Here is a 13,480-nt window from a genome sequence, read left to right on the forward strand (position 1 = left end):
CGTCGGTTACGCCAGGACCCGCTCCTCCCCGGCGGCGACATCACGCTTGACCACCGCGTTGTGCCGCTCGGTCCACGTGGCCAGCGCCATCTCGCAGGCGTGGTCCACATGGCGCAGTCCGGTCAGGTCCAGCTCCACCTCCCGCTCACGAGGCAGGGACTCCAGCTCGTCCAGCAGCTTGGGCAGCCGCAGGAAGGTCGCGTTGCCGCGCACCCGGACGTGCAGCGGCTTCTCGCCGTCCGTGTCCTCGCGCCCGGTGACCTCGACATGCACATGTGAGGTCTCCCAGGCCGTCTTGGCCACGGCCATCAGCAGACCGATGATCACACCCTCGAACATATTGGTGACCACGATCGCGCCGGCGGTGACGATCAGGATGATCGCCTCGCCCCGGTGGGTCCGCCACAGCGGCACCAGGTCCTTGGTCGGGATCAGCTTCCAGCCCGAGTGCACCAGCACACCGGCGAGCGTCGCCACCGGGATGATGCCCAGCGCCGAGGGGAAGACCACCGCGAAGACCAGCAGCCACACCCCGTGCAGCACTCGCGACGCCTTCGTCTTCGCACCGGCCTGCACATTGGCCGAGCTCCGCACGATCACCGCGGTCATCGGCAGCGCCCCGAGGACACCGCACACCGCGTTGCCCGCGCCCTGTGCCATCAGCTCCTTGTCGTAGTCGGTACGCGGCCCGTCGTGCAGCCGGTCCACGGCCGCGGCGCTGAACAGGCTCTCGGCGGAGGCGATCAGCGTGAACGCGAGCACGGTCCCGATGACGCCCACCTCGGCGAGGGCCTGGAACTCACTGCCGCCGGGCGGCTGGACGGCGTCCAGCAGCCCCTTGACCTCGACCCGGGCGATCGGCAGGTCGAAGATCGCGGTCACGGCCGTGGCGAGCGCGACCGCCGCCAGCGGGCCGGGCAGCACCTTGGCGCCCTGGCGGAAACGCGGCCACAGCACCAGGACGACGATGGTCCCGGCGCCCACGGCGACCGCCTTGAGGGCGTCCGCGGAACCGGCCACGTCCCCGATGAGCTCCGGAATGTGGAAGATCTTGTCCAGCCCGCTGCTCGGCGCCTTGGCGTCGGCCAGCGCGTACAGCTGTCCGGCGATCAGCACCAGGCCGATGCCGGCGAGCATGCCCTGCACCACGGCGACGGAGATCGCCCGGAACCAGCGGCCGAGCCCGAGTGCGCCCATGCCCAGTTGCAGCAGTCCGGAGATCAGGACGAGAACGCCGAGCGCGGCGACGCCGTATTCCTCCACGGCCTCGTACACGAGCACGGTCAGACCGGCGGCCGGGCCGGAGACCTGAAGGCTGCTGCCTGGCAGGAACCCGGTGACCAGCCCGCCGACGATGCCGGTGATCAGGCCGAGTTCGGCCGGCACACCCGAGGCCACCGCCACCCCCACACACAGGGGGACGGCGACGAGGAAGACGACGAGAGAAGCGGTGAAGTCGGCGCGGAATGTTCCGGCGCCGGATGAGCCTGAGGTGCCTCCGGCACCACGGAAACGGTCGAGAAGAGAGTTTCGCATGAGGGTTGCCTCCAGTGCGCCCCGTCACCGGCTCATGGGCAGGCGGGGGCACGGCATAGCGCTACGTCAGTGGGATCGATGGAATCGGTCGCTGGCGGTTGAGATCGCTTGCTGCGAAAAGCGTGAAAAGCGTTGGGCAACGCGTGAAAGGTGTGACACGGACCGCCGGGCTACGACGGTGTAGCTCTCAGCAGCGGAAGATCTGGAGGATGACGGGCAGTTCGCCCGATCTCGACACCGGAACGGCCTGCCGTGCGGTGATCGGTGTGGTGATGCCGGTACGCGGCACCGGAACACCGGCTTCGCAACCGCACACGCATCCGTATTTGCCGGTCGGTGTGGGAGCGGTGAGCGGGGCCCGTCCACGGAGCCCCTTGCAGTCCTCCGCCCCGGTGTTGCCGTGCGCGGAGACCAAAGCTTCGTTGGCCGAGCGCGATTCGGCTGATGCGGTGACGCTGATCGTGTCGGAAGGAATGACCTGCGCGGACGCGCAGTCTGCTGCGATGAAGAGAGCGAGCAACACGGATACCGCCATGACCAAGGCTCGAGCGGTATGCCGAATCGTCCTCACCATCGCCCCCTTCCCGTACACATAGACACCGGTCCCTATTGTGTCCATGAGATCGTGACCATTTGCAAGTCGCTATGTAATCAACTTGTGAACGTGGGGTCATCGAACAGGACTGTTTGGTTCCGGGCGCCCCGGTCGGCGCTGGCGCGAAGCGGTTCTCCGGTCACGCCGGGGGGCGCGAAAAATTTAATTCATCGAACAATGAATAAGTTATCCATAAGGACGCACAAGGGCCGTGGGCAGGGACCCTGGGGGATGAGCCATCCGTGCGAGGATGGCGAGAAACAGGCATACGCCGCACAGCACACAGCACAGCACGAGCCGCTCAGGCATGAGGAGAGCCGCACTATGACGGAGAAGGTCGCCGTGCTCGGCACGGGAAAGATCGGCGAAGCCCTTCTCAGCGGAATGATCCGAGGCGGCTGGGCGCCGTCCGATCTGCTGGTCACCGCCCGCCGTCCCGAGCGAGCCGAGGAACTCCGCTCGCGCTACGGGGTCGAGGCCGTCTCCAACCCGGAGGCCGCCAAGTCCGCCGACACCCTCATCCTCACCGTCAAACCGCAGGACATGGGCACCCTGCTCGATGAGCTCGCCCCGCACGTCCCCGCCGACCGGCTGGTCATCTCCGGCGCCGCCGGCATCCCCACCTCCTTCTTCGAGGCGCGCCTGGCCGCCGGCACCCCGGTCGTCCGCGTGATGACCAACACCCCCGCACTGGTCGACGAGGCCATGTCCGTCATCTCGGCGGGCAGCCATGCCACCGAGGAGCACCTGGCCCACACCGAGGCCATCTTCGGCGGCGTCGGCAAGACACTGCGCGTCCCCGAGTCCCAGCAGGACGCCGCGACCGCCCTCTCCGGCTCCGGCCCGGCCTACTTCTACTTCCTCGTCGAGGCGATGACCGACGCGGGCATCCTGCTGGGCCTGCCCCGCGACAAGGCCCACGACCTGATCGTCCAGGCGGCCATCGGCGCGGCGGTGATGCTGCGCGACAGCGATCAGCACCCGGTCCGGCTGCGTGAGGCCGTGACCTCTCCGGCGGGCACCACCATCAACGCCATCCGCGAACTGGAGCGCCACGGGGTGCGCGCCGCGCTGATCGCCGCACTGGAGGCGGCCCGCGACCGCAGCCGCGAGCTCGCCTCCGGCAACAGCTGACGCCGACGGGGCGGCGTCCCGCCGGTCCGCCCCGTCACCCCGTCGACCGGTCGACCGGTCGATCAAGCGGGTGGCAGCAGTCCGATCGCCGCATACGCCTCGTCCACCCGGGGCCGGGCCAGTCCACGCGCCCGCTCGGCCCCGGCCCGCAGCACCCCGTCCACATACGACGGATCGGCGCACAGCTCCGCATGCCGGGCCCGGATCGGCCGCAGCAGTTCCAGCACCGCCTCCGCCGTGGCCTGCTTCAGCGCTCCGTACGAGGTGAACTCCCCGGCCAGCGTCTCCGGCTTACCGTCGGTGCACGAGGCGAGCACCTCCAGCAGATTGGTCACCCCCGGCTGCTCCGTCCGGTCGTACCGCACCTCGGTTCCGCTGTCCGTGACGGCCCGCATGATCTTCTTCCGCACCACGTCCGGCTCATCGAGCAGATAGACGATGCCCGCGGTCTCGGCGTGCGACTTCCCCATCTTGGAGGTCGGGTCCTGGAGATCCATCACCCGCGCCGAGACCTGCGGACGGGTCGCCCGCGGCACGGTGAAGACCGGTCCGTACCGCTGGTTGAACCGCTGCGCCAGGTCCCGGGCCAGCTCCACATGCTGCACCTGGTCGTCGCCGACCGGCACCTCATGCGTTCCGTACGCGAGGATGTCGGCCGCCATCAGCGCCGGATAGGTGAGCAGCGACAGCCGTACGCTCCCTCCCCGCGCCTGCTCCCGCGGGGCTTTCTCCTTGTACTGGATCATCCGCCGCATCTCGCCGTCGGTGGCGGTGCACTCCATCAGATAGGACAGCCGTGCGTGCTCGTCCACATGGCTCTGGACGAACAGCGTGCAGCGCTCGGGATCGAGCCCCGAGGCCAGCAGCAGCGTGGCGGCCTGCCGGGTGAGCCGCCGCACCCGCGCCGGATCGTGCTCCACCGTGAGCGCGTGCAGATCGACGACGCAGAACAGCGCATCGGCCCGGTGCTGGTCCTCCTGAACCCACCGGCGTACGGCTCCGAGGTAATTGCCGAGGGTCAGATGTCCGGTGGGCTTGACCCCGCTGAAGATCCGGCGCTGTGTCGTCTTCGTCTGTGTCATCTCTCCGTCGTCTCCCGCTGTCTCGGGACCGTCGGCCCCGGCCGGCCGGGCTTCGCGGTGAGGGAGAGACGCGAACGGCCGCCGGAGCGGCGGCCGTGGTTGCGCATGTGCTGAGGGAGGCGGCCGCCGTCAGGCGGCCCACCACTGTTGCTGTGCACATGCGCTCGTCATGCCATGGACCATACGCCTCCGACGGGGGGCACGACATGGGTTTGGTGGTCTCCGGGGCGTCGTGTAGTGTTCACCGGGTTGCCGCGGAGCCCTGCCGGGAAACGCGACAACCACTCGAGCCGCACCGGCGGCAAACCACTTCTGCACGGCCCCTCATCGGGATGGATTTCGGCATGCCGAAATTCGGATCGGGAAGCTCGATTATGAGCATCCGGGGGAATCCGCTAAAGTAGTGGACACGCCGGAAGGCGCGAAACACCCCGCTCCAACAGGGGGCCGGAAACGAAATTCGGATCGGAAACGGACCGGAAATCGGATCTGGTAAGGTTGGAAACACCGAAGGGAAGCGCCCGGAGAAACCGGTGAAAGGGTTTCGAAGGAAGCGTCCGTTCCTTGAGAACTCAACAGTGTGCCAAAAGTCAACGCCAGATATGTTGATAACCCCGTCCTTCTCGGACGAGGTTCCTTTGAAAAACACAGCGAGGACGCTGTGAACGGGACTGGATTATTCCTCTGGTTCTGTTCCGCTCTCGTGCAGTGTTTGCCGGGATATCCCGGAAGCATTCACGGAGAGTTTGATCCTGGCTCAGGACGAACGCTGGCGGCGTGCTTAACACATGCAAGTCGAACGATGAACCGGTTTCGGCCGGGGATTAGTGGCGAACGGGTGAGTAACACGTGGGCAATCTGCCCTGCACTCTGGGACAAGCCCTGGAAACGGGGTCTAATACCGGATATGACCGCTGACCGCATGGTCTGGTGGTGGAAAGCTCCGGCGGTGCAGGATGAGCCCGCGGCCTATCAGCTTGTTGGTGGGGTGATGGCCTACCAAGGCGACGACGGGTAGCCGGCCTGAGAGGGCGACCGGCCACACTGGGACTGAGACACGGCCCAGACTCCTACGGGAGGCAGCAGTGGGGAATATTGCACAATGGGCGCAAGCCTGATGCAGCGACGCCGCGTGAGGGATGACGGCCTTCGGGTTGTAAACCTCTTTCAGCAGGGAAGAAGCGCAAGTGACGGTACCTGCAGAAGAAGCGCCGGCTAACTACGTGCCAGCAGCCGCGGTAATACGTAGGGCGCAAGCGTTGTCCGGAATTATTGGGCGTAAAGAGCTCGTAGGCGGCTTGTCGCGTCGGATGTGAAAGCCCGGGGCTTAACTCCGGGTCTGCATTCGATACGGGCAGGCTAGAGTTCGGTAGGGGAGATCGGAATTCCTGGTGTAGCGGTGAAATGCGCAGATATCAGGAGGAACACCGGTGGCGAAGGCGGATCTCTGGGCCGATACTGACGCTGAGGAGCGAAAGCGTGGGGAGCGAACAGGATTAGATACCCTGGTAGTCCACGCCGTAAACGTTGGGAACTAGGTGTGGGCGACATTCCACGTTGTCCGTGCCGCAGCTAACGCATTAAGTTCCCCGCCTGGGGAGTACGGCCGCAAGGCTAAAACTCAAAGGAATTGACGGGGGCCCGCACAAGCGGCGGAGCATGTGGCTTAATTCGACGCAACGCGAAGAACCTTACCAAGGCTTGACATACATCGGAAACACTCAGAGATGGGTGCCCCCTTGTGGTCGGTGTACAGGTGGTGCATGGCTGTCGTCAGCTCGTGTCGTGAGATGTTGGGTTAAGTCCCGCAACGAGCGCAACCCTTGTTCTGTGTTGCCAGCATGCCTTTCGGGGTGATGGGGACTCACAGGAGACTGCCGGGGTCAACTCGGAGGAAGGTGGGGACGACGTCAAGTCATCATGCCCCTTATGTCTTGGGCTGCACACGTGCTACAATGGCCGGTACAATGAGCTGCGAAGCCGTGAGGTGGAGCGAATCTCAAAAAGCCGGTCTCAGTTCGGATTGGGGTCTGCAACTCGACCCCATGAAGTCGGAGTCGCTAGTAATCGCAGATCAGCATTGCTGCGGTGAATACGTTCCCGGGCCTTGTACACACCGCCCGTCACGTCACGAAAGTCGGTAACACCCGAAGCCGGTGGCCCAACCCTTGTGGGGGGAGCCGTCGAAGGTGGGACTGGCGATTGGGACGAAGTCGTAACAAGGTAGCCGTACCGGAAGGTGCGGCTGGATCACCTCCTTTCTAAGGAGCACATAGCCGACTGCGAGCGAGTGTCTCGCACGGTTGCTCATGGGTGGAACGTTGACTTTTCGGCACGGCCGTTGGCCTGGTGTCTTCAGTACTGCCTCTTCGGGGGTGTGGAACGGGATGATCGGGTGCGGTCGGGTCGGGCACGCTGTTGGGTGTCTGAGGGTACGGGCGAAGAGGGTTTCGCTTGTTCCTTCGGCCGGTCCTGGTGACTGCACGTGAGTGTGGGTGACGGGGTACGGGTCGTTGTTTGAGAACTGCACAGTGGACGCGAGCATCTGTGGCCAAGTTTTTAAGGGCGCACGGTGGATGCCTTGGCACCAGGAACCGATGAAGGACGTGGGAGGCCGCGATAGGCCCCGGGGAGCTGTCAACCGAGCTGTGATCCGGGGGTGTCCGAATGGGGAAACCCGGCAGTCGTCATGGGCTGTCACCCATACCTGAACACATAGGGTATGTGGAGGGAACGCGGGGAAGTGAAACATCTCAGTACCCGCAGGAAGAGAAAACAACCGTGATTCCGGGAGTAGTGGCGAGCGAAACTGGATGAGGCTAAACCGTATGTGTGTGATACCCGGCAGGGGTTGCGCATGCGGGGTTGTGGGAGCGAGCTTCGGTCGTCTGCCGGCGGCTGGGTGAGTCAGAAACCATTGCGATAGGCGAAGGGCATGCGAAAGGCCCGGCGTAGAGGGTAAGACCCCCGTAGCTGAAATCGTGGTGGCTTGCTTGCTTGTTTCCCAAGTAGCACGGGGCCCGAGAAATCCCGTGTGAATCTGGCGGGACCACCCGCTAAGCCTAAATATTCCCTGGTGACCGATAGCGGATAGTACCGTGAGGGAATGGTGAAAAGTACCGCGGGAGCGGAGTGAAATAGTACCTGAAACCGTGTGCCTACAAGCCGTGGGAGCGTCGCGCAGAGACTTGTCTCTGCGTCGTGACTGCGTGCCTTTTGAAGAATGAGCCTGCGAGTTTGCGGTGTGTTGCGAGGTTAACCCGTGTGGGGGAGCCGTAGCGAAAGCGAGTCCGAAGAGGGCGTTTGAGTAGCACGCTCAAGACCCGAAGCGGAGTGATCTAGCCATGGGCAGGTTGAAGCGGAGGTAAGACTTCGTGGAGGACCGAACCCACCAGGGTTGAAAACCTGGGGGATGACCTGTGGTTAGGGGTGAAAGGCCAATCAAACTCCGTGATAGCTGGTTCTCCCCGAAATGCATTTAGGTGCAGCGTCGTGTGTTTCTTGCCGGAGGTAGAGCACTGGATAGGCGATGGGCCCTACCGGGTTACTGACCTTAGCCAAACTCCGAATGCCGGTAAGTGAAAGCGCGGCAGTGAGACTGTGGGGGATAAGCTCCATGGTCGAGAGGGAAACAGCCCAGAGCATCGACTAAGGCCCCTAAGCGTACGCTAAGTGGGAAAGGATGTGGAGTCGCAGAGACAACCAGGAGGTTGGCTTAGAAGCAGCCATCCTTGAAAGAGTGCGTAATAGCTCACTGGTCAAGTGATTCCGCGCCGACAATGTAGCGGGGCTCAAGCGTACCGCCGAAGTCGTGTCATTGCAGTATGTACCCCTAACGGGGGCTGTGATGGGTAGGGGAGCGTCGTGTGCCGGGTGAAGCAGCCGTGTAAGCGAGTTGTGGATGGTTCACGAGTGAGAATGCAGGCATGAGTAGCGATTCACACGTGGGAAACGTGTGCGCCGATTGACTAAGGGTTCCTGGGTCAAGCTGATCTGCCCAGGGTAAGTCGGGACCTAAGGCGAGGCCGACAGGCGTAGTCGATGGACAACCGGTTGATATTCCGGTACCCGCTTTGAAGCGCCAACGCTGAACCAGGCGATGCTAAGTCCGTGAAGCCGCCCTGGATCCTTCGGGTGAAGGGGAGTGGTGGAGCCGACGGTCCAGACCTGTAGTAGGTGAGTGATGGGGTGACGCAGGAAGGTAGTCCAGCCCGGGCGGTGGTTGTCCCGGGGTAAGGGTGTAGCCCGAGGGGTAGGTAAATCCGTCTCTCATTGTGGGTGAGACCTGATGCCGAGCCGATTGTGGTGAAGTGGATGATCCTATGCTGTCGAGAAAAGCCTCTAGCGAGTTTCATGGCGGCCCGTACCCTAAACCGACTCAGGTGGTCAGGTAGAGAATACCGAGGCGTTCGGGTGAACTATGGTTAAGGAACTCGGCAAAATGCCCCCGTAACTTCGGGAGAAGGGGGGCCATTGCTGGTGATGGGTTTTGCACTCGGAGCTGGTGGTGGCCGCAGAGACCAGCGAGAAGCGACTGTTTACTAAAAACACAGGTCCGTGCGAAGCCGTAAGGCGATGTATACGGACTGACGCCTGCCCGGTGCTGGAACGTTAAGGGGACCGGTTAGTGGGGTTTCGACTCCGCGAAGCTGAGAACTTAAGCGCCAGTAAACGGCGGTGGTAACTATAACCATCCTAAGGTAGCGAAATTCCTTGTCGGGTAAGTTCCGACCTGCACGAATGGCGTAACGACTTCTCGACTGTCTCAACCATAGGCCCGGTGAAATTGCACTACGAGTAAAGATGCTCGTTTCGCGCAGCAGGACGGAAAGACCCCGGGACCTTTACTACAGCTTGATATTGGTGTTCGGTTCGGCTTGTGTAGGATAGGTGGGAGACTGTGAAGCCGCAACGCCAGTTGTGGTGGAGTCGTTGTTGAAATACCACTCTGGTCGTGCTGGATGTCTAACCTGGGTCCGTGATCCGGATCAGGGACAGTGTCTGGTGGGTAGTTTAACTGGGGCGGTTGCCTCCTAAAGGGTAACGGAGGCGCCCAAAGGTTCCCTCAGCCTGGTTGGCAATCAGGTGTTGAGTGTAAGTGCACAAGGGAGCTTGACTGTGAGACCGACGGGTCGAGCAGGGACGAAAGTCGGGACTAGTGATCCGGCGGTGGCTTGTGGAAGCGCCGTCGCTCAACGGATAAAAGGTACCCCGGGGATAACAGGCTGATCTTCCCCAAGAGTCCATATCGACGGGATGGTTTGGCACCTCGATGTCGGCTCGTCGCATCCTGGGGCTGGAGTCGGTCCCAAGGGTTGGGCTGTTCGCCCATTAAAGCGGTACGCGAGCTGGGTTTAGAACGTCGTGAGACAGTTCGGTCCCTATCCGCTGTGCGCGTAGGAGTCTTGAGAAGGGCTGTCCCTAGTACGAGAGGACCGGGACGGACGAACCTCTGGTGTGCCAGTTGTTCTGCCAAGGGCATGGCTGGTTGGCTACGTTCGGGAGGGATAACCGCTGAAAGCATCTAAGCGGGAAGCCTGCTTCGAGATGAGGGCTCCCACCTCCTTGAGGGGTTAAGGCTCCCAGTAGACGACTGGGTTGATAGGCCAGATATGGAAGCCGGGTGACCGGTGGAGTTGACTGGTACTAATAGGCCGAGGGCTTGTCCTCAGTTGCTCGCGTCCACTGTGTTGGTTCTGAAGTAATGAACCGTGTTGTTTCCGGTTGTTATCTTCATAGTGTTTCGGTGGTCATAGCGTTAGGGAAACGCCCGGTTACATTCCGAACCCGGAAGCTAAGCCTTTCAGCGCCGATGGTACTGCAGGGGGGACCCTGTGGGAGAGTAGGACGCCGCCGAACAAATTTTACGAAAAGCCCGGTTGGGAGCTTCGGCTCGCAACCGGGCTTTTCTCATGGCCGGTTCATGGGCTGAGCCGGTTTGTAGGCTGACCGCATGCGCTATGACCTGGTCATCTTCGACAACGACGGGGTGCTCGTCGACAGCGAGCCCATCTCCAACCGGCTTCTCGCCGCCTACCTCACGGAGTTGGGGCACCCCACCAGCTACGAGGACTCCATCCGCGACTACATGGGCTCGGCCCTGCATCGCGTCCATGACCTGGTGCTCGAGCGCTCGGGCCGGCGGCTGCCGCCGGACTTCGACACCACCTTCCACGGCCGGGTCTTCGACGCCTTCCGCCGCGAGCTGAAGCCGGTCGCCGGTGTCGCCGAAGTCCTGGAGAAGCTGCGGGCCGACGGGATTCCGTACTGCGTCGCCTCCTCGGGCAGCCATGACCGCATCCGCGTCGCCCTCCGCACGACCGGGCTGTACGACCTCTTCGGCGAGGACCGCATCTTCAGCTCCGAGGACGTGGGCCGGGGCAAGCCCGCGCCGGATCTGTTTCTGCACGCGGCCGAGCGCATGGGGGTGGCGCCCCGGCGCTGTGCCGTCGTCGAGGACAGTCCGCTCGGGGTCCAGGCCGCCCTGGCCGCCGGAATGGATGTGTACGGCTACACCGCCATGACCCCGGTCGCCAAACTCTCCACGGCCGTGGCCCACTTCGCCGATATGGCCGAACTGCGAGGGCTGCTCACCTCTACCCACACGTAGTGCGGGGGCCGTACGCTCCACGGCCATGACGGATTCGCGCCCGAGCCGCCGGCTCCGGCAGGGCCGGGCCTCGCTGGCCATCAGCTTCTTCGTCCAGGGCGCGGTCTTCGCTCTGCTGGTGACGCGCATACCGGCGTTGCAGGACCGGTACGGGATATCCGACGGGCTGCTGCCCCTCTTCCTGGCCGCCGTGCCGGTCCTCGCCGGTGTGGGCAGCGTCGGCACCGAGCATCTCGTCAAGCGGGCGCGTCCGGGGCTGGTCCTCCGTCTGGTGCAGCCCGTCGTCTCCCTCGCCCTGCTCGCCGCCGGATCGGGTACGGCGGTGTGGCAGCTCGCCCTGGCGCTCGCGGTGTTCGGACTGACGGTCGGGGCGCTGGACGCGTCGATGAACATGCTCGGGGTGAGTCTTCAGCGCGCGTACGGGCGCAGCATCATGCTCGGCTTCCACGCCGCGTACAGCCTGGGCGGGATCGCCGGCGCCACGCTCGCCTGGGCGGGTGCGCACTGGGATCTGCCGCTTCCCGCGCTCTACGCGCCGGTCGTCGCCACCCTGGTGCCCGCCGCGCTGATCGCCGGCCACTGGTACCTGGATCACCAGGGCACTGCGGAGGGGGCCGGGGGAGCCGAGGCGGTCGAGGACGGCACCGTGGTGAGCATGCGGCTGCTGCTGCCGCTCTGTCTCGTCATGGCCTTCGCCTATATCGGTGACTCCACCGTCTCCAACTGGAGCGCCAAGTATCTGGAGGACGTACTGCACAGCTCCGAGCAGCTGGCCACGGTCCCGTACAACGTCTACATGGTCACCACCCTCCTCGGCCGTTCCTTCGGCGACCTGGGGGTGCGGCGGTTCGGCGCGGTCGCCGTGGTCCGGGCCGGGGCGCTGCTCGCGGGTGGCGGTTTCGCGGTGGTCGCGGCGGCGCCCGGCGCCTGGGCGGGGATGGGCGGGTTCACGCTGCTGGGGTTCGGGTTGTGCGTCCTGGTGCCGCAGACCTTCGCGGCCGCCGGGCGGCTCTTCCCCGGCGCGTCCGATGCCGCCGTCGCACGCCTCAACATCTTCAACTACGTGGGCTTTCTGGTCGGCTCACCGCTCGTCGGCGCGCTGGGCGGGGTGTGGAGCTACCGGGCGGCGATGCTCGTGCCGATGGCGCTCGTGCTGGTGACGATCCGGTACGCGCGCTCGTTCAGCCCTGTGCCCGCCGGATACGGTGACGGGCATGAGCGGCCGCGCACAGTTGATGTGGGATGAGGCAGTAACCGGGTACGACTTCGGCGCCGGGCATCCGATGGACCCGGTGCGGCTCGCGCTGACCATGCGGTTGGTGGAGGCGTACGGACTGGACCGGGCGGTCCGGGTGGTGGCCGCCAAACCGGCGGGGGAGTCGACGCTGCGCCTGGTCCACGGGCCGGAGTACATCGAGGCGGTGCGGCGGGTCTCGGCCGCCCCGGAGTCGGCCGACGGCTCGTACGGCCTCGGGACGATCGACGATCCGGCCTTCGCGGGGATGCACGAGGCGTCCGCGCTGATCGCCGGGCAGTCGGTCGGCGCCGCCGAGGACGTGTGGCGCGGCGAGGCGCTGCACGCGGTGAACTTCACGGGCGGGCTGCACCATGCGATGCCCCGGGGCGCGTCCGGGTTCTGCGTCTACAACGACGCGGCGCTGGCGGTCGCGCGGCTGCTGGAGCTGGGGGCGGAGCGGGTCGCGTACGTGGATGTGGACGTCCACCACGGGGACGGGGTGCAGGCGGCCTTCTGGGACGATCCGCGGGTGCTGACGATCTCGCTGCACGAGCATCCCCGGACCCTGTTCCCGCAGACCGGCTGGCCGGAGGAGACGGGCGGGGAGGGCGCCGAGGGCTCGGCGGTCAATGTGGCGCTGCCCGCCGGGACCGGGGACGCGGGATGGCTGCGGGCCTTTCACGCGGTGGTGCCGGAGCTGTTGGCGGCGTTCGGTCCGCAGGTGCTGGTGACCCAGCACGGCGCGGACACCCATGTCGAGGACCCGCTGGCCCACTTGGCGGTGACCGTGGACGCACAGCGGGCGGTCGCGGAGAGCTGTCACCGGCTGGCACATGAGCACGCGGACGGGCGCTGGCTCGCGCTCGGCGGCGGTGGCTACGCGGTGGTGGACGTGGTGCCGCGGTCCTGGACGCATCTGGTCGCGATCGCGGCGGGGCGGCCGGTGGCGGCCGGGACGCCGGTCCCGGAGGAGTGGCGGCAGGAGGTCTACCGGCGGACCCGGATGGACGCGCCGCGGCGGATGACGGACGGGCGGGAGCCGAGCTGGCGGGAGTTCGCCGAGTCGGGGTACGACCCGGCGGACCGGCTGGACCAGGCGATCCTGGCGACGCGCCGGGCGGTCTTTCCCCAGCACGGGCTGCTTCCGTGAACCACCCCCGTACCGCCCGCGAGAACGCCGGGGCGGGGGCATGCCCGGACGAGGGGCTGATGCGGACCACGGGCTGACGCGGTGGGCGTTACGCCAACCGTGGGGTCTGCCGGTGTATCCCGGCGGCCGGCGGGGT

At 65.1% G+C, this 13,480-nt stretch carries 7 protein-coding genes and 3 rRNA genes; 7 read left to right on the forward strand and 3 right to left on the reverse strand.

Annotation, left to right across the window (positions count from 1 at the left end; genetic code table 11):
• Positions 1–6: 6 nt before the first annotated feature.
• Both N6H00_RS22190 and N6H00_RS22195 read right to left on the reverse strand, forming a co-directional pair.
• Positions 7–1,536 (reverse strand): SulP family inorganic anion transporter, encoded by a 1,530-nt coding sequence (locus N6H00_RS22190; RefSeq protein ID WP_268973568.1) that lies wholly within the window; start codon positions 1,534–1,536, stop codon positions 7–9.
• A gap of 187 nt (positions 1,537–1,723) precedes the next feature.
• Positions 1,724–2,059, reverse strand: coding sequence for a hypothetical protein (locus N6H00_RS22195; RefSeq protein ID WP_268973569.1), 336 nt, complete (start codon positions 2,057–2,059; stop codon positions 1,724–1,726).
• A gap of 396 nt (positions 2,060–2,455) precedes the next feature.
• Here N6H00_RS22195 and proC point away from each other — a divergent pair, with 396 nt between their 5' ends.
• Positions 2,456–3,265, forward strand: coding sequence for a pyrroline-5-carboxylate reductase (proC, locus tag N6H00_RS22200; RefSeq protein ID WP_268973570.1), 810 nt, complete (start codon positions 2,456–2,458; stop codon positions 3,263–3,265).
• A gap of 62 nt (positions 3,266–3,327) precedes the next feature.
• On the opposite strand, the gene trpS is transcribed toward proC, so the two are convergent.
• Complete coding sequence (trpS, locus tag N6H00_RS22205) at positions 3,328–4,347, reverse strand: tryptophan--tRNA ligase (RefSeq protein WP_268973571.1); 1,020 nt, start codon at positions 4,345–4,347, stop codon at positions 3,328–3,330.
• Positions 4,348–5,081: 734 nt separating this feature from the next.
• Between trpS and N6H00_RS22210 the strand changes: the two genes are divergently transcribed.
• The 6 genes from N6H00_RS22210 (at position 5,082) to N6H00_RS22235 (ending at position 13,344) form a co-directional block, all read left to right on the forward strand.
• Positions 5,082–6,608 (forward strand): 16S ribosomal RNA (locus tag N6H00_RS22210).
• 288 nt (positions 6,609–6,896) lie between these two features.
• Positions 6,897–10,017 (forward strand): 23S ribosomal RNA (locus N6H00_RS22215).
• 72 nt (positions 10,018–10,089) lie between these two features.
• Positions 10,090–10,206, forward strand: a 5S ribosomal RNA gene (rrf, locus tag N6H00_RS22220).
• The 16S, 23S and 5S rRNA genes sit together here, the layout of an rRNA operon.
• A 94-nt stretch (positions 10,207–10,300) precedes the next feature.
• On the forward strand, positions 10,301–10,957 hold the full coding sequence (locus N6H00_RS22225) for an HAD family hydrolase (protein WP_268973572.1): 657 nt from the start codon (positions 10,301–10,303) through the stop codon (positions 10,955–10,957).
• A 25-nt stretch (positions 10,958–10,982) separates the two neighbouring features.
• Positions 10,983–12,203: an MFS transporter gene (locus N6H00_RS22230; protein ID WP_268973573.1), complete on the forward strand. Its 1,221-nt coding sequence runs from the start codon at positions 10,983–10,985 to the stop codon at positions 12,201–12,203.
• Positions 12,172–13,344, forward strand: a complete 1,173-nt coding sequence (locus N6H00_RS22235; RefSeq protein WP_268973574.1) for an acetoin utilization protein AcuC — start codon at positions 12,172–12,174, stop codon at positions 13,342–13,344. The genes N6H00_RS22230 and N6H00_RS22235 overlap by 32 nt, the downstream gene beginning before the upstream one ends.
• The last annotated feature ends 136 nt before the right edge of the window (positions 13,345–13,480 follow it).

The sequence above is a fragment of the Streptomyces sp. S465 genome (assembly GCF_026898115.1).
GTDB lineage: Bacteria > Actinomycetota > Actinomycetes > Streptomycetales > Streptomycetaceae > Streptomyces > Streptomyces luomodiensis.